Source organism: Pseudoalteromonas sp. S2755, from assembly GCF_005886535.1.
Classification (GTDB): domain Bacteria; phylum Pseudomonadota; class Gammaproteobacteria; order Enterobacterales; family Alteromonadaceae; genus Pseudoalteromonas.
On sequence record NZ_PNDS01000083.1, the window covers coordinates 25,757 to 41,796 of the forward strand.

General features: G+C 42.9%; 17 protein-coding genes. 4 read left to right on the forward strand and 13 right to left on the reverse strand.

Translation table 11 applies throughout. The annotated features are described in order from the left end of the window. Positions 1-6 precede the first annotated feature (6 nt). From CWC03_RS14650 to CWC03_RS14690, 9 genes are all read right to left on the reverse strand, one after another. Positions 7-783, reverse strand: coding sequence for a TatD family hydrolase (locus CWC03_RS14650; RefSeq protein ID WP_138582518.1), 777 nt, complete (start codon positions 781-783; stop codon positions 7-9). Continuing rightward, positions 783-1,283: a hypothetical protein gene (locus CWC03_RS14655; protein WP_138582519.1), complete on the reverse strand. Its 501-nt coding sequence runs from the start codon at positions 1,281-1,283 to the stop codon at positions 783-785. The genes CWC03_RS14650 and CWC03_RS14655 overlap by 1 nt, the downstream gene beginning before the upstream one ends. Next, entirely contained in the window at positions 1,280-2,023 is a 744-nt protein-coding gene (tatC, locus tag CWC03_RS14660) for a twin-arginine translocase subunit TatC (protein WP_138582520.1), read from the reverse strand. The genes CWC03_RS14655 and tatC overlap by 4 nt, the downstream gene beginning before the upstream one ends. Positions 2,024-2,135: 112 nt before the next feature. Beyond that, the gene (tatB, locus tag CWC03_RS14665) at positions 2,136-2,447 is read right to left on the reverse strand and encodes a Sec-independent protein translocase protein TatB (protein WP_010376473.1); all 312 of its coding nucleotides are present in this window, start codon (positions 2,445-2,447) and stop codon (positions 2,136-2,138) included. Positions 2,448-2,453: 6 nt separating this feature from the next. Beyond that, positions 2,454-2,690 carry a Sec-independent protein translocase subunit TatA gene (tatA, locus tag CWC03_RS14670; RefSeq protein WP_138582521.1) on the reverse strand — a complete coding sequence of 79 codons (237 nt, stop codon included), beginning with the start codon at positions 2,688-2,690 and terminating at the stop codon, positions 2,454-2,456. A gap of 60 nt (positions 2,691-2,750) precedes the next feature. Continuing rightward, entirely contained in the window at positions 2,751-4,355 is a 1,605-nt protein-coding gene (gene ubiB, locus CWC03_RS14675; protein ID WP_138582522.1) for a ubiquinone biosynthesis regulatory protein kinase UbiB, read from the reverse strand. 1 nt (position 4,356) lies between these two features. Next, entirely contained in the window at positions 4,357-4,971 is a 615-nt protein-coding gene (locus CWC03_RS14680; RefSeq protein ID WP_138582523.1) for a ubiquinone biosynthesis accessory factor UbiJ, read from the reverse strand. Positions 4,972-4,979: 8 nt separating this feature from the next. Then, positions 4,980-5,735 carry a bifunctional demethylmenaquinone methyltransferase/2-methoxy-6-polyprenyl-1,4-benzoquinol methylase UbiE gene (gene ubiE / locus CWC03_RS14685; RefSeq protein ID WP_138582524.1) on the reverse strand — a complete coding sequence of 252 codons (756 nt, stop codon included), beginning with the start codon at positions 5,733-5,735 and terminating at the stop codon, positions 4,980-4,982. Positions 5,736-5,853: 118 nt separating this feature from the next. Further along, positions 5,854-6,855: a GGDEF domain-containing protein gene (locus tag CWC03_RS14690; RefSeq protein WP_138582525.1), complete on the reverse strand. Its 1,002-nt coding sequence runs from the start codon at positions 6,853-6,855 to the stop codon at positions 5,854-5,856. Positions 6,856-7,240: 385 nt separating this feature from the next. On the opposite strand from CWC03_RS14690, the gene CWC03_RS14695 reads away from it, so the two are divergent. Continuing rightward, the gene (locus tag CWC03_RS14695; protein WP_138582526.1) at positions 7,241-9,022 is read left to right on the forward strand and encodes a DUF885 domain-containing protein; all 1,782 of its coding nucleotides are present in this window, start codon (positions 7,241-7,243) and stop codon (positions 9,020-9,022) included. Positions 9,023-9,097: 75 nt separating this feature from the next. Here CWC03_RS14695 and mtnK read toward each other — a convergent pair whose 3' ends face one another. Next, positions 9,098-10,300: an S-methyl-5-thioribose kinase gene (gene mtnK / locus CWC03_RS14700; protein WP_138582527.1), complete on the reverse strand. Its 1,203-nt coding sequence runs from the start codon at positions 10,298-10,300 to the stop codon at positions 9,098-9,100. A 120-nt stretch (positions 10,301-10,420) separates the two neighbouring features. Between mtnK and mtnA the strand changes: the two genes are divergently transcribed. From mtnA to CWC03_RS14715, 3 genes are all read left to right on the forward strand, one after another. After that, positions 10,421-11,443 (forward strand): S-methyl-5-thioribose-1-phosphate isomerase, encoded by a 1,023-nt coding sequence (gene mtnA / locus CWC03_RS14705; RefSeq protein ID WP_138582528.1) that lies wholly within the window; start codon positions 10,421-10,423, stop codon positions 11,441-11,443. Positions 11,444-11,536: 93 nt separating this feature from the next. Next, positions 11,537-13,480, forward strand: a complete 1,944-nt coding sequence (locus CWC03_RS14710; protein ID WP_138582529.1) for an alpha/beta hydrolase family protein — start codon at positions 11,537-11,539, stop codon at positions 13,478-13,480. Positions 13,481-13,779: 299 nt separating this feature from the next. Then, positions 13,780-14,175 carry a hypothetical protein gene (locus tag CWC03_RS14715; protein ID WP_138582530.1) on the forward strand — a complete coding sequence of 132 codons (396 nt, stop codon included), beginning with the start codon at positions 13,780-13,782 and terminating at the stop codon, positions 14,173-14,175. 23 nt (positions 14,176-14,198) lie between these two features. Here the strand turns inward: CWC03_RS14715 and CWC03_RS14720 are convergent, their stop codons facing one another. The 3 genes from CWC03_RS14720 to CWC03_RS14730 are packed head-to-tail and all read right to left on the reverse strand — an operon-like array spanning position 14,199 to position 16,035. Further along, a complete protein-coding gene (locus CWC03_RS14720; RefSeq protein WP_138582531.1) occupies positions 14,199-14,741 on the reverse strand; it encodes a 1,2-dihydroxy-3-keto-5-methylthiopentene dioxygenase in 543 nt (180 codons plus the stop codon). Then, positions 14,738-15,424, reverse strand: coding sequence for an acireductone synthase (gene mtnC, locus CWC03_RS14725; RefSeq protein ID WP_138582532.1), 687 nt, complete (start codon positions 15,422-15,424; stop codon positions 14,738-14,740). Before mtnC ends, CWC03_RS14720 begins: the two co-directional genes overlap by 4 nt. Continuing rightward, the gene (locus CWC03_RS14730; protein ID WP_010376449.1) at positions 15,421-16,035 is read right to left on the reverse strand and encodes a methylthioribulose 1-phosphate dehydratase; all 615 of its coding nucleotides are present in this window, start codon (positions 16,033-16,035) and stop codon (positions 15,421-15,423) included. Before CWC03_RS14730 ends, mtnC begins: the two co-directional genes overlap by 4 nt. Between the last annotated feature and the right edge of the window lie 5 nt (positions 16,036-16,040).

The window sequence follows — 16,040 nt, forward strand, 5'->3', positions numbered from 1 at the left end:
CTGGCTTTACCTCACAAACAGCTGTTTAAAATTAGCCGAAGTCGTGCTCATCACTTCTGTGACAGGGCATTGTTTTAGGTGTGCAATTTGCTCAGCCACATAAGATAAATACATTGGCTCATTGCGGCGAGATTTGGGTTTTGGGCTAATTGTTCTAGGTACTAGGTAGGGGGCATCAGTTTCTAAAAGCAAACGGTCGAGGGGGATGTATTGGATTAGATCTTGTAGTGTTTGCCCTCTACGTTCATCGCAAACCCAACCTGTGATACCTATCATTAACCCATAATCCAAGTAACGTCGTAGCGCGTCATGGTCACCAGTAAAACAGTGTAGTACCCCTTCTACTTTAACTTCTTGCAGTAGCGCAAATAGCGCATCGTGCGCATCTCTTTCATGTAAATACACTGGATAATCAATAACTTCTGCTAACTGCAATTGCGTCAAGCAAACGCTTTGTTGTATCGGCCTTGGTGAAAAGTCGCGATTAAAGTCCAAACCACATTCACCAACTGCAACAGCCCTGTTGCTACTTTTTAAAAGTGTGAGGAGATCATCGTAGAGCGTGTCAGGTGCATCTTTTGCGTCGTGAGGATGGACTCCTGCTGTACAGTAAAGCTGGTATTGCTCGGCGAGTGAAATACTTTGTTTGCTGCTTGTTAAATCGCAGCCAATGGCAAGCATAGATTCTATGCCAGCGTTTTTGGCTCTAGCAATTACCTCGGCCAAGTCGGGTGAGAATTGTGAGCTGGTGAGGTTTACACCAGCATCGACCATCGTGCTCATCAGTTGACTCGTTTAACTCGCGTTGTACGGTTTGAGCCTGCTTTCTTCATTAAAAACGAGCCAAAAGACGCGCGTTCAATAATCAGAGTGTCTCCTTCCTTGGCAAAAAAGGTTTCTGACGAAACTTGTCGCCATACTTGACCATTATCCAAGGTGAATACCATTTTATCGCGGCCTTGAGTAGTTGTTTTTACTAGTTTAGCTGTAATCTCTTCGATTTCCTCGCTTGCCACTTTAACTTTGTGCTCTAAACCAAAGCCGTCTTCTTTCAATTCAGCTCTTTTTTCATTGCGCGGTGTGTTTACTTTATCTTTGTTGACGGACGCCTTGCTTAAATGTGTTTCCGTGATTGGTTTATTAGCAATCACATTGTCGTAGCACATGAGTCGTTTAAAATCGTTTTCGATCAGAGTACAAGCTTGAAGTGCCTGTGTATTTAACGGCTCTGCGGCGCATATAGAGGAAAATCCTAGTGCGAACAGTATCATGTTTTTTTTCATTGTTCTGACTCCTGTTGTTGTGATTTGGCGCTGTAAAACTTGGCTAGAAGTAGTCCCAACTCAAACAAGAGTAGCATAGGTAGTGCTAATAGAGTTTGAGATAGAACATCTGGTGGTGTTAAAAACATCGCGATAACAAAAGCGCCAACAACGACATAGGGGCGTTTTTCTTTTAAGCTCGCGGGGGTTGTCATGCCACTCCAGCATATAAGCATAATGGCAACGGGAATTTCAAAGGCGATGCCAAAAGCAAAAAATAGTTTCAGGATAAAGCCAAGATAGCTGCTGATATCTGGCGATAGCGTCATCATTTCTGGCCCAACGCTGGTAAAAAATCCCAAAATAATCGGCATTACAACAAAATAGCAAAATGCAATCCCGCCATAAAATAGCAGTACACTTGATAGTAATACTGGGATAAGCATGCGCTTTTCGTGTTTATATAAACCGGGTGCGATAAAACCCCACACCTGATGCAAAATAAAAGGCACAGCGGCAAATAGTGACACAAAAAGCGTTAATTTAAAGGGAGCAAAAAACGGCGCTGTAACATCCGTAGCGATCATGGTTGTGTTGCTAGGCAAGCTATTTACAAGCGGTGCTGCAACGAAGGCATAGATGTCATTGGCGAAGTACACCAAAGCAACAAAGATAACGAAAACGCTCAATAACGCTCTCATTAAGCGGTTTCTTAACTCAACAAGGTGAGCTATAAATCCACTTTGGGCTGATTCTGTCATGTAACTTGACTCGTACGAATATAATTCCAGTTAGATATAAGAAAAAGAAGCGGCTTGGGCGTCTAATTACCCAAAGCTAGCCTTTGACTGAACTATCTAACTGCTAGATTGATTAGTCTTTGTTTTTATTATTTTCGGTTGATTTATAAGAATGTCTGACTGATTCAGCCGCATCTTGTAACTCTTGAACGGATTGCTTGAGTTCGGGGGCCAAATCTTGCATTCCCTGTTGTTCCGCTTTCTTTAAATTATTGTGTAGCTCATGAACGCGTAACTCTTCACTTACTTCAGCTTTGACCGAATTAGCAACAGATTTTACCGTTTTTATCCATCTAGCTACGGTGCGGATTGCAACGGGAAGACGCTCTGGGCCAAGTACAATTAGGCCAACGATAAGAACGACCACTAACTCCCACATACCCATGTTGAATTACACCTTATCTTTTTCTTTCTCTGATACAGGTTGTGCTTGCTCGGTTGTTGTATTTTTTAACTTCTCTGGCTCAGCGTCGGTCGCCGCTTGCTCATCCGATACCGCCTTTTTAAAGCCTTTAACTGCACCACCCAAATCACTACCAATACCGCGTAGTTTTTTAGTTCCAAATAACAAAACAATGATGGCTAAAATAATAAGTAATTGCCAAATACTGATCCCACCGAATCCCATAATAACTCCATTGATACTTACTGCTTATGAATAATGATTATACGCCTAGCGAGCAAAAAATCACCCTGTTTTACGCCATGCGCCAATAAATACTAGCACGGCAATAATCGCAAGTAGGCTACTTGCGACAGGCTTGTCAAAAATAAAGCTCAATCCCGATATAATTGCAAAACTGCTCGCTGCTAAGCCCAATAATAGAGGCTTGGTCGCAGTATCTGCTTTTTGTGTGACAGTTGGAGGGGGGCGGCGCTTGAGATTTTGGTAAATCAAATCCGGCAGTTCAGGCATTTTTTCTGCCCAAAATGGTAGGTTTGCATATAGCTTTTTCGCCACTGCGAGAGGGCCAACTTGCTCTTGCACCCAATGCTCTAAAAAAGGTTTGGCTGTTTTCCACAGATCTAATTGCGGATAAAGCTGGCGTCCTAGGCCTTCTACGTACAGCAGGGTTTTTTGCAATAATACCAACTGTGGCTGCACTTCCATGTTGAAGCGCCTTGCTGTATTAAACAAATTTACCAGCACATGACCAAACGAGATTTCAGCGAGTGGCTTGTTAAAAATAGGTTCGCATACAGTGCGAATGGCAAACTCAAACTCTTCTACGCAGGTATCTGCCGGAACCCACCCAGAATCCACATGAAGCTGTGCCACCTGACGATAATCACGATTAAAAAAGGCGATAAAGTTTTCGGCCAAATAGCGTTTATCTTCACGGTTTAAGGTGCCAACTATGCCGCAATCTATGCCAATATACTTAGGGTTATGAGGATTTTCACGAGAGACAAAAATATTGCCAGGATGCATATCCGCATGGAAAAAACTGTCACGGAATACCTGTGTGAAAAAGACTTCCACACCGCGCTCGGCCAATAATTTCATATTGGTGCCTTGCGCTAACAAGGCTTCGGTGTCTGAAACCGGAATACCGTAGATGCGTTCCATCACCAGCACGTTTTTACGTGAATAATCACTATATACCTCAGGGATATATAGCGAATCTGAGTCTTCAAAGTTGCGTCTGAGTTGAATTGCGTTCGCGCCTTCTCGCATCAAGTCTAGCTCGTCGAGTAAGGTTTTTTTGTATTCCCTAACAACTTCCACTGGGCGCAGGCGTTTTCCTTCGCTGAGTAAGTTGACAACGATTTTAGCGAAACGCTCCATTAAAGAGAGATCGGCATGGATTTGTTTTTCAATATCGGGACGAATAACTTTGATCACGACATCTTTTAACTCATCTTTGTGTTGTAGCTTGGCAGCGTGTACTTGCGCTATGGAGGCTGAGGCCAACGGCTTTGATTCAAATTCAGCAAAGTATTCATGAATATTGTCGATTTCAAGTGCTTGCTCAATCAGCTTTTGCGCCATCACAGGGTCAAATGGTTGAACCTGATCCTGCAAAAATGCAAGTTCTTCGGCAATATCTGGTGGCAGTAAATCTCGGCGGGTCGAAAGCATCTGGCCGAACTTGATCCACACCGGCCCCAAAGTTTGTAGCGCCAAACGCAAACGTGTGCCTACTGGTTTATCTTTATGTTTGTTGCGCAACCAAAACAAACTCGCTCGAGCAAGCTTACCGTACCAAGGCTGCTTATGCGCAGGGACGATTTCGTCTAAACCATAGGTTAAAAATGTTTTGGTGATCTGATGCAAGCGAAGTAAAGACAACCTAATTTCCTTTGTTTTGCTGAAGTAATGCGCTGAGGCGTTGATTTAAGCTTTCGACTTGATTGTTTAATGTTCTCACTTGCTGCTTAAACTGTTGAAACTCGAGCGGGTGAGGCGCAACCCTCAACTCATCTTGAAATAACCCAGTTAGGGTTACCTTGGCTACCTGTCCATCTTGCTTTACGCGATGCGCTAACTTATGAAAGGTATCTACGGCAACTTGTGCGGGCCCATCACCGACATATTTGGCGAGGTGTTCCGCCCAATCAATATCAAGTGTTGCTAATGCATTACTATATAGTTGTGCGAGCGATAAATCCCCTTCAAGATCGAGCTTATCTTTACGGATAAGCGCAGTGAGTTGGCTTGGATCTTTGAGCTCAAGCAAGGTTGGTAAATCGGCACTAATTGAACAATCGGCTTCGCCATCAAAAGGGCACAGAACATGAATGTTAATGCCTGTGTAAGTCACAGCTAAACAAGTATTTTGATCTCGAATATCAACACTGAGCACTTTGTGTTGGCCTTTACTTAGCACATGCTTTAGCTCAGGTGAGAGTTTAAGGCCTTTGTTTAAAGCTGTTTCAAGTACGGCGCCAAGTAATGAAGCTAACACAACAACTCCTAGAATTTAAAGCCACGATGAAGGGCGACGATGCCTCCGGTCATATTTTGATAGTCAGTTTGTTCAAAACCGGCTTCATCCATCATGGATTTTAATGTCTCTTGGTCAGGGTGCATACGAATAGATTCAGCTAGGTAGCGATAAGATTCACTGTCATTCGCGACCAATTTACCCATCGCAGGAAGTAGCGTAAATGAATACATGTCATATAGTTTTGCCAGTGCTTCGTTGTCGGTCTTTGAAAATTCAAGGACCAGTAGACGTCCACCCGGCTTGAGCACTCGGTACATAGAGCGAAGTGCCTTGCTTTGATCTGTGACGTTACGTAGACCGAAAGCTATCGTGATCACATCAAATGTATTGTCGTCAAATGGCAGCATTTCTGCGTTCATTTGAACGTATTCGATATTGCTAACAAGTCCTAGGTCGCGTAGTTTTTCGCGCCCTACTTTCAGCATTGAGTTGTTAATATCGCCTAATACGACTTGTCCTTTATCACCAACTAACTCACTAAATTTTGCAGTTAAATCACCCGTACCGCCAGCAAGATCAAGCACTTTGTGACCAGCGCGTACACCTGAGCAGGCAATAGTTTGACGCTTCCACAAACGATGGATACCGAATGACATCAGATCATTCATGATGTCGTATTTTGCAGCTACAGAATGAAATACGTCTGCAACCATAGAGGCTTTTTTGTCGGTCTCGACTGTTTTGTATCCAAAGTGGGTAGTATTGTCTTGTGACTCTTTCATGTGGGTTCCATCATTACTCTGCAACTATGCTTGCTAGTGTACTTGATTGGTAGCCTTAGGTGCAATTTCTTATCCGTGTTGTATTGTTGAAAATGCAAACAAAAGAGGATATTGCGGATCAGTGACTAATATAACAGTGTTGGCCGAGAGAGTGTGCTTTCTGTGCCGCGTAACCTGCGCGTTTTGCCAACACATTAAAGTCTTGCTCTGGTGCAAGTTGGGCTATCCCAAGGGCCAGAGACACATTGGGTAATGGAATTTTCCCTTTCGCGCTAACAAACTTTAATCGCTCAACACCTTTACGCACTTTTTCCGCGATAACACTCGCGGTATCTAAATCTACATCGGCAAGGATAACCGTGAATTCTTTTTTACCTGTGCGACCAGGTAAGCCGCTTTCAACGACATAACGTTTGATATTATTGGCGATACGATTAAGCACAACTTCACCCACAACATCACCAAACCGTGTTGAAAAGTCGTCAAGGTTATCAACTTGTATAGAAAGCGCACAGACGGATTTTTGCTGCGATTGCCATAGGGACACTTTTTGATGAAGATAGTGACGCTTATAAAGACCCGTTTGTGGGTCTAATAAGTGTTGTTTACGCAAGTCGAGTAGTAACTTTTGATTACGTTCATAATCTAAACGCGATTTTATTAACGCTTGTTTAAATTGTTTGTGCTGTTTTAGCAATAGCTCAGTTTGTTTGGTGAGTGTTGATAGTGCGCGCTTACTCTTTTGAATGTTGTGTTCATCTAAATTATGCACACATTGACTGACTTGTTGGGCAAAGCGAATAACCTGCTTTTGTGAGGTTTCCGCATTTTCGTGTAATTCAGTCACCAAAGAATCAACGCCTTCAAGCAGTTCAGATTGTGTTTTTTGTCCTTGATCTAGAAACTGATAGTAGAGTTGTTCAATGAATACACAGTCTATTTTTGTGTGTGCTTTGATGGCTTTATTGATGGCACAGTCGAGATCTTTGTTCGTGGCGCTAATATGGGTATAAGCAACCTGATAATTTAAAGGCGTGGGCGGCAAATGATGTTGCTCTAAAAACAGGCACACCTGTGTCATTTTTTCTTGGGCAACAGCCATGGGATCATGGAACATCATTTCATTTACCACAACAATTAATTATCAAACGTTAATGAACTACCACCAACTCCTTCGGTGTAACTCTTGTCCTAATTGCACTAGACCTACATTAATCTGTATCGTCCGAATTTAAAAGTAAAAAATTTGTCTTTGAAATAGAAAATTTACATTTTTTTGTTGAATTGCTGATTTTCTCATCAATTTTTACTAGGTTGAGTAAATTGTATTCGATCTGAGATATTCGTGATTCTGTCGAATTAAGTTGCATCTGTTACGGGACTCTCCTACTTTGACTAGCAGAAAGTTCATTTCACCATAACAAAAGCTCAGAACGATGGATAACCATGATCTTTTGGCTATTTTACCGCGAGCTGAGTAACAACAAAGTATTGAGGAAATCAGCGTGTTATCACCAAAATTAAAGCTATGGACTAAGCGTTCAAGCGTCGCCGTTTATTTAACTGTCGCCTTATCTGGTTGTGCTATTACCGGAACTGACAATAACGCTGAGTTTACTCAAATAGCTGGCAGCGTTATGAAATTTAGAAGTGATAACAACGCCTATGGTCGCAGTGATACAAAAGCAGAGTTTCTACTACCAAACCTCAGTGCAGAAAAGTTGGCGACCACAAATCAACAGCGTCTACAGTTTTTGGCTCAGCTCGATAATATCGACACTTCAGCGCTAAGTGAGGAAAACCAAATCAATCTCACGATATTGCGTGCACAAGTGCAGAATAACGTCGATGAATATCGGTTTCATAGCCATTATATGCCGCTCACCTCGGAATACGGTTTTCATTCCGGTCTATCTTTTATGATCTCGAGTCATGACTTTAAGAAACGTGCTGGTTACGAGCTATATTTGGCACGTTTGCAGCAGGTTCCACGCTATTTTAAGCAAAATATCGACTGGATGAAAGAAGGTATAGCGGTTGGCCTGACTCAGCCGAAAGCGGTGCTTGAAGGTTATGAAAGTTCTATCGAAGCTTATATAGTTGATGATGTGACAAAATCCGAGTTTTATGGCCCGTTTACGCAAAACCAAGCGGGTTTGCCTGATGCCGAATTTAAAGCATTGCAACAGCGTGCCAAAAAGATTATTCAAGGGGATGTGATCGCAGCATATCAAGATTACCTTAATTTCTTTGTTAATGAGTATCGTCCAGCCGCGAGAACTGAAATTGGAATTTCTTCGACACCAAATGGTGAGGCGTTTTATGCGAATCGAGCGAAATACTATACCACCACGAATATGACGCCTAAGGAGATCCACGAACTTGGTCTCAAAGAGGTGGCTCGGATCCGTGCGGAGATGGAAAAAATTATTAAAAAAGTAGGCTTTAAGGGATCTTTTGCCGACTTTGTGCAGTTCTTAAGAACCGATCCACAGTTTTATGCTAAAACCCCCGAAGCGTTACTTAAAGAAGCTGCATATATAGCAAAGAAGATGGATGCTCAGCTACCTAAGCTATTCCATACATTACCAAGAAAGCCATACGGTGTCGCCCCAGTACCTGCGGGCATTGCGCCTAAATATACGACTGGGCGTTATTCGGGGGCACGCAGTGATACTGATGCAGGCTACTATTGGGTAAATACCTACGCGCTGGATAAGCGCCCGTTGTACGTATTAGAAGCATTGACTCTACATGAGGCCGTGCCTGGTCACCATTTGCAGATCTCCTTGAATGCTGAGCTTGATTACCTACCGGAATATCGTCGTAACGAATATATTTCAGCTTTTGGTGAAGGGTGGGGGTTATATTCTGAATTTTTGGGTATCGAAGCGGGGTTCTATCAAGACCCTTACAGTGATTTTGGACGTTTAACCTACGAGATGTGGCGAGCGGCTCGTTTGGTTGTAGATACCGGCATGCATATGTTTGGCTGGAGTCGCGAGCGAGCGATGAACTTTATGAAAGACAACACTGCCCTGTCCTTACATAATGTTAAAACGGAAACTGACCGCTATATCTCGTGGCCGGCTCAAGCACTGTCATACAAAATTGGTGAGCTAACCATTAAGCGGCTACGTCGCAAAGCGGAAAAAGCATTGGGCGATCAATTTGATATCCGTGAATTCCACCATCAAATCTTACGTCATGGCTCTGTGCCATTATTCGTGCTTGAAGACCAAATCGACAAATATATTGAAACCACGATGAATCAAGCGCGTAAGTAATCGAGATTATCCATTAAATAAAAAAGCCCAAAGTGAAGGCGTTGGGCTTTTATCATTTTATTAGCCTAAGCTAGTTTAGTTTACAAAACTAATAATTAGCTGATACACATCATCGGTTGTTTGGCATTTATTGGCATTAATGATGAGCTGTTCACCTAAGTGCAGCGCTCGCTGTTGTACCGCTAAGCGCGCATCTTCATCTTCAATCGCATCTATGTCTGCAACATGTGCGAGACCAATGGTGCGGCGGATCAATTCACACCCACAATAACCAACCGCGTCTTGCAATACCTTAGTGAGAAAGTATTCCGCATAGCCATCTGCTTGCAATGAGAGATCGCGTGTTTGTGTTTTCGCCAGTCCAAGCCAAGTGGCATAGAAGTTAGATAAGGTGGTGGCGATACTATCGAGTAAATAAACCTGCATATTTCGACGTTTTGGCAGAGCGGTAATACGAGCATGTTGGGCACAGTAGTTAAGCAGTAAATTGCCGATAAATGAGCCTAAATCAAAGCCTATGGGGCCAAAAAAGCCAAACTCTGGATCGATTAGCTTAGTGTGGTGTGCATCGACGAAAATACTGCCTGTATGGACATCACCATGAAGTAAAGTTTCTGGTGCATTGAGAAATTGGGCTTTGAGTTTTGCCACTTCAACTAATAACGTCTTATTTCTTCTCAGCATTTCCACAGACGCTTGCAATGCAGCAGGAAAGTTGTTTCTTTCAGCGTCGCGGTATGGGTCGTCAAAGAACAAATCTTCAGTGATCGAACACAGTTCAGGGTTGGTGAACTCGGCGACTAGGGCTTTCTTTTCACTCGGCGTTAAGTAAAAACTTGAGTGATAAAAGCTGGTTTTCGCTAGGTAACTTGCGACGTCTTTACTGAGTCTTGCAAAGGTGTTCGCTTGGTTTAATTCACCGCGCAAAATGCGTAGATGACCAAGATCTTCCAACACCGTTACTGCAAGCTCTGTATTGTGGTGCAGCACTTTTACTGTGGTATCTGAGCAGATCTCACCATGGCGTTGTAACACACTGGCTTCAATTCTGGCTCTGTCTAACGTCAGTGGCCAGCTCTCTCCCACACATCGAGCGTAAGGCAAAGCTTGCTTGACGATGATGCTATTTTCTTGCGTATCTTGTACGCGGAAAACCAAATTCAGATTGCCATCACCAAACTCATAACAAGATAAGGTTGCATCTTTATCGAAGAAGCTTCCTAAATTAGTAATGTAATCAATAACTTTTTCTGCATCAAATTCAATGTAGCTCGACATGTTTCTGCACCTTGTGGATATTTACTATTAGCATTCTATATTTTTAAATGTTTAGATGTCTATACTTCTTTAGATCTTGATGTAAAATATCATTAGTACACTTTGAAAGAGCGGGATGTCATGAAAACCTTAATTGCACGTAGTCTTAAATTCGAATCGGGCGTGGTACAGGTATTGGATCAATACTTACTGCCACATCAACAGGTGTGGCATGAATGCCGCGACGTTGCGACGATGAGCGAGCTAATTCTGACACTTAAGGTCCGCGGCGCTCCGCTTATTGGTTTAGCGGCAAGTTTGTTAATTGGTTATCTTGCCGAACAGGGAGAAGATAAAGACACAATTGCCCGTTCGATAGATGAACTTGAAGCAACACGCCCTACAGCGGTGAATTTAATGTACTGCATGGCGAGATTGCGTGAAGCGTTACAAGCGAATGATTGGCAACAACAAGTGATCACAACCGCTGAACAGTTATTTGAAGAAGACACTGCGCTATGCGACCGTATGGCAAACATAGGTGCGGAGCTTGTGAATGCGGGAGACAATATTCTTACTCACTGTAATACTGGTGCGCTGGCAACGGCAGGTGTAGGCACCGCGCTTGGCGTAATTCATCATGCTGCAAAACAACATGGTGACATTCATGTTTGGGTTGATGAGACTAGGCCACTGTTACAAGGTGGCAGGCTTACCGCGTTTGAACTAGATGCATGGCAAATCCCATACACGCTAATTTGTGACAATATGGCTGCGAGTTTAATGGCGGCGGGTAAAGTCGATAAAATCTTTGTGGGTGCAGATAGGATTGCGGCAAACGGTGATTTCGCCAATAAAGTCGGCACTTATAATCTAGCGGTGTTAGCCCATTTCCATAATATTCCTTTTTATGTGGTCGCCCCAATCACAACTTTAGATAGCAGTTGTCCAAATGGCGCAGCCATTCCAATTGAACAACGCGCCAAAGGCGAAGTAACAGGTGTCAGTGGTAGTTTTGGTGATTGCCAATGGGCACCCAACAATGCCGAGGTATATAACCCAGCATTTGATGTTACGCCAGCGAGTTTGATCACCGGATGGGTGTTGGATACGGGGTTGTTTACGGTTGATGAGGTTGCCCAAGGTGTATTTTCACAAAGTTAAACATTTGTAATTACTTTAACTACTCGTAAATCCAAAATCTTGTTAAACTGTACCCATTTTGTGCTTTGATATAAATGGAGAAAGTAAAACAGGATGAAGAAGTTAATTGCTCTGCTGTTGTTGGCCTTAGCTGCTAAGGCATTCGCTAAACAGGAAATACCACTAGAGTCGTTTAGTAAAGGTAGTGAGTTTTCCGATGTAAAGATATCACCTAACGGAGAATATCTTAGCTTTATCACAAAAAGGGAAGGTAAAAACACATTAGGTTTTTTACAACTTGATAAATTCAAACTCATTCACGCCGTGCGATTCAATGACAATGCTCAAATTGGCCGCTATGAATGGGTGAATGATGACCGTGTGGTATTAGAAAAGGAATATATTAGAGGCTGGAAAGATCACCCTGAGTTTCATGGTGAGTTATTCGGCGTAAATGTAGATGGAAGCCGTGGTAAATATTTGGTGGGTTACCAAGGTGAGGGACAAACGGGGTCTCGTTTGCGCAAAGCTACCCCGCTGTATGGCACATCTTATATTCTTGACCCTTTGATCAATGACGAAAACAAGATGTTGATTGTGACCTATCCTTGGACTGGCTCGAAAGAGCCTACCACACGAGTTTACGAGGTTAACGTTCATACTGGTGTCAGACGCAAAGTGACAAATTCTCCAAAAAAAATGGGGCGCTTTTTGACCGATCACCAAGGAGAGGTTCGCGCCGTTGTGTCTGAGGATGATGATGGCAATTCATTAGTGTTCATCCGTGAAGAAGCAGACTCAAAATGGGCTGAGCTCACATTAGAAAACAACTTAGATGATTTCTGGATGCATGGATTCGATAAATCTGGAACGTCAGTTTATCTTTCAGCATCTACGGCTGGTGAGCCCATGGCCTTCTATAAATTGGGCTTAGAAAGCAAAAAACTTACTCATGTTTTTCAAGATAAAGTGGTTGATCCAACAAAAGTATGGATAGATCCGATTGATAAATCCCCTTTCGCTATTGAACTAGACCCCGGATATCCTACCTATGCATTTATTGATGAAAGTGCTGATTGGAGTCAACGCTTAAAGTCTCTGATAGCTTCGATCCCTGGAAATCAAATACGTATTGTAAGTAGCACGAGAGATGGTGGACAAGTGGTTGTATTCGCAAGCAGCGATACCAACCCAGGGGATTATTACCTTTATGATAGCAAAGCCAACAAGATGAAATATCTTGCGTCTGCAAGAGGCTGGATTAAACCAAATCAAATGTCCACAGTCGAGCCTGTTAAATTCACAAGCCGTGATGGACTTACTATTCATGGATATCTCACAACACCAATAAACGCAGAAAAGAAAAACCTTCCTCTGATTGTTATGCCGCATGGTGGACCTCATGGGCCAAGAGATTATTGGCAGTTTGATCCTGAGGTACAAATGCTAGCGAGCAGAGGAATGGCTGTATTACAAGTTAACTTTCGAGGTTCTGGTGGTTATGGAGATGCATTTGAAGCGCTTGGCTACCAAAAGTGGGGCAAGGAAATTCAATATGACATCATTGATGGAACCCGTGACTTAATCTCCAAAGGTATCGTCGATAAAAAGCGGATTTGTATTATGGGGGCAAGTTTTGGCGGTTATTCTGCATTGCAAAGCGCAATATTAGAACCCGACTTATTCCAATGCGCAGTCGGTGTTGTTGGTGTATACGATTTACCACTGATGTTTGAAGAAGGTGATGTTGCTCAGCGTAGCTCAGGGGTCGCATATTTAGAACGTGTACTTGGTACCGATGAGAAACAGTTAAAAGCATTTTCTCCAAGCTATAATGTCGATAAGCTTAAGGTTCCTGTCCTTATCGTACATGGTGGTGAGGACCAAAGAGCGCCAATTGAACAAGCGGAATCTTTAATTGATGCACTGAAAAAGGCTGATAAGCCTTATCAGTATTACTTACTTGAAGATGAAGGGCATGGTTTCTATAAACCGGAACATCGCCTGAAATACTTTAAGAAAGTGCTCGCATTCCTAGAAAAACCTCTGCAGTTATAGTTTTTATGGAAGTGAAGGAAGAGCTACTTAGAACTTTGTAATTTAAAGCTATATTAGCTACAGTTTTGTTTCTGAACATTGCAGCATGCTGTTGATTACTCTGTAGTATTTAAGTATGTAACGCCTCTATGGTACTGACTTGGTGCTGATCACGTTGAATTTGCGTGCTAATAGCCTGCTATTGGCACGCAAATTCGTTTTGCTTACCGCTTTTTTCGTGAAGTAGTCACAAAATCTTCATTTTATTTTTGGGGACAAGCTGTACTACTAAGGGGATTTTGAAGTAAGGAAAGTCGCTAATGAAGGGATGGTTCATTATTGGTGTGGTTGTACTGGCCTTATGCAGTTGCCACTCTATTCAGCCGCAAAAAACCTACATCCATATAGTTGCAAGTTGTCCCCCTCAGGTGTTTGAACAATTGTTTATCGATACGACAGATAGCTTAATTATATCGCCCTCTGAGGCCGAAATTCCAATCGGCATGCACACAAATACTCTGCTTTTTTCACCACTGACCATGTCGTGGGATGTGGTGGATAAACTTTTGATTGAGTTGGATAACGCTGGATTTAAGTTTCAAGCAGATTTTTTCGGTAAATATAATCACGCTTATCGTGATAACCATATCGGTGTGTATTTTGTTGAAGGTTGTGAGCCTAACATGAGTAAGCAAGCACTCACAGCGCTTCGTTGACACTGTGAGTATTTAGACTTGTATTAATCAAGTAATGGAAACTGTTTTGCAATTTCAGAGTCCGTGCTTTTTGCAACCCAACCCTCTTGATTATTGAATAGGCGAATGGCGGTAAATTCTGGATCGCTACCCATATCAAACCAATGAGGCGTATTTTCTGGTACTGAGATTAGGTCACCTTGCTGACATAAAACTTGGTAAACCTTATCGTTTAAGTGTAAGCAGAATAGCCCTTGTCCTTTAACAAAAAAACGCACTTCATCTTCGCTATGAGTATGTTCAAAAAGAAATTTTTGTCGCAACTCCGAGGCACTAGGGTTGCCCTTTGCGAGTGAAATCACGTCGACAGTTTGATAACCGCCTTGCGCTTTTAATCTTTCAATATCACTCTGATAGGCACTAATAATGTCGTCTTGTGACATTTCAGCTGTGATATCGGTGTTAGCTTGCCATTGCTCAAAGCGTACGCCTTGCTCTGCGAGCAAAGATGCGATGATGTTTGCGTCTTGCTCTTGTTGCAAAGCTTGGCTTGGATTCTGTTCTTGGTAGATAGTCAGTTGACTCATGAAAATGCCCCTTCATCAAAATGGTCAAAGCTTGGTATAACTGGATGTTTAGCTGATGTTGCTTGTGCATCTCTAAACAGCTGTAATGTGTGCATACCAGCGGCCTTTGCTGCGTCTAGCTCGGCAACAATATCGCTTAAAAAGAGGATTTGCTCTGCTTGGTACGGTAGGGCTGCAATAATATTCTGATACGCCGAGACTTCCTGCTTGGCACCCACTTTAGTATCAAAGTAGTCACTAAATAGCGGGCGAATATCACCATAGTCTGAGTGCGCAAAAAGTAGCTGCTGCGCTTTCACTGAACCCGACGAATACACGTAGAGGTTGCGGCCATCCGCTTTTTGTTGTGTTAAAAACTGGTAGGCATCTTCGTACAAATGTCCGGTAAAATCGCCGTTTTTGTAGCCAAACTGCCAAACGAGACCCTGAAGCTGTTTTAATGGCGTGATTTTTTTATCTGCGGCGATCCACTCAAGTAGTGCGGCAATCACGGTATCAATATCAGCGTTGGTATTATCCAATTCTGCTCTGACGGCACTAATTTGCTCGGCAACGGCGGCGTCATGCTGATGGTCGCGAATAAATTGCGGTAAATGCGCAGCGGCATACGGGAATAGTATCTCTTTAACAAATGAGATACGGGTAATTGTCCCTTCAATATCTGTTAAAATGGCTTTGATCATTGGCGCCCCTCCAATTTAATGCGTTCTAATTCGCAGGCAAATAAAAACTCTAAGCCCTCAATATGACGACGCGTTTCTTGCACTGTACGGCCCACTGCGTATAACCCGTGACCTCGGATCAATACACCGTGTATAACCGGTGTAGTTTGATGAGATTGCGCCACGCGCTGTGCTAGCCGCTCTATATCCTGATCGTTATCAAAAATAGCAATGGATAAGGTTTCTTCATGGGATTGAATGCCAGACAGTGACTTTTGCATTTCATAACCACAGATCTGAAATTGCTCGCCTTGAATAAATCGCGACAACACAGTCGCAGCAACGGAATGAGTGTGTAATATACACTGTGCACCCACGCATAATTCATATAATTTTAGGTGCAATGCAGTTTCGGCTGAAGGCTTGCCACTACCGGCAATGATGGTGCCTGTGGCGTCTAATTCTAGAAATTGTTCTGGTGTTAATTTACCTTTATCAAAGCCGCTGGCCGTGACAACAAAGCCAGAGTCTGTTTTGATAGAGAAATTACCACCAGTCGCGGGAACCCAGCCTTGCTGAGCAACCCAAGCTCCTGCGTCGATAAGCGCGAGTTTTGCGGCTTGTGTGTGCATAGTTA

Excerpts from the sequence above, each read along its gene's own strand:
- tatA (WP_138582521.1), bottom strand. The coding sequence starts at position 2,690 with ATGGGATTCGGTGGGATCAGTATTTGGCAATTACTTATTATTTTAGCC.
- CWC03_RS14715 (WP_138582530.1), top strand. The coding sequence starts at position 13,780 with ATGAAGGGATGGTTCATTATTGGTGTGGTTGTACTGGCCTTATGCAGT.
- mtnC (WP_138582532.1), bottom strand. The coding sequence starts at position 15,424 with ATGATCAAAGCCATTTTAACAGATATTGAAGGGACAATTACCCGTATC.
- CWC03_RS14690 (WP_138582525.1), bottom strand. The coding sequence starts at position 6,855 with ATGATGTTCCATGATCCCATGGCTGTTGCCCAAGAAAAAATGACACAG.
- CWC03_RS14730 (WP_010376449.1), bottom strand. The coding sequence starts at position 16,035 with ATGCACACACAAGCCGCAAAACTCGCGCTTATCGACGCAGGAGCTTGG.
- tatC (WP_138582520.1), bottom strand. The coding sequence starts at position 2,023 with ATGACAGAATCAGCCCAAAGTGGATTTATAGCTCACCTTGTTGAGTTA.
- CWC03_RS14720 (WP_138582531.1), bottom strand. The coding sequence starts at position 14,741 with ATGAGTCAACTGACTATCTACCAAGAACAGAATCCAAGCCAAGCTTTG.
- CWC03_RS14655 (WP_138582519.1), bottom strand. The coding sequence starts at position 1,283 with ATGAAAAAAAACATGATACTGTTCGCACTAGGATTTTCCTCTATATGC.
- mtnA (WP_138582528.1), top strand. The coding sequence starts at position 10,421 with ATGAAAACCTTAATTGCACGTAGTCTTAAATTCGAATCGGGCGTGGTA.
- CWC03_RS14650 (WP_138582518.1), bottom strand. The coding sequence starts at position 783 with ATGAGCACGATGGTCGATGCTGGTGTAAACCTCACCAGCTCACAATTC.
- ubiE (WP_138582524.1), bottom strand. The coding sequence starts at position 5,735 with ATGAAAGAGTCACAAGACAATACTACCCACTTTGGATACAAAACAGTC.
- mtnK (WP_138582527.1), bottom strand. The coding sequence starts at position 10,300 with ATGTCGAGCTACATTGAATTTGATGCAGAAAAAGTTATTGATTACATT.
- tatB (WP_010376473.1), bottom strand. The coding sequence starts at position 2,447 with ATGGGTATGTGGGAGTTAGTGGTCGTTCTTATCGTTGGCCTAATTGTA.
- CWC03_RS14710 (WP_138582529.1), top strand. The coding sequence starts at position 11,537 with ATGAAGAAGTTAATTGCTCTGCTGTTGTTGGCCTTAGCTGCTAAGGCA.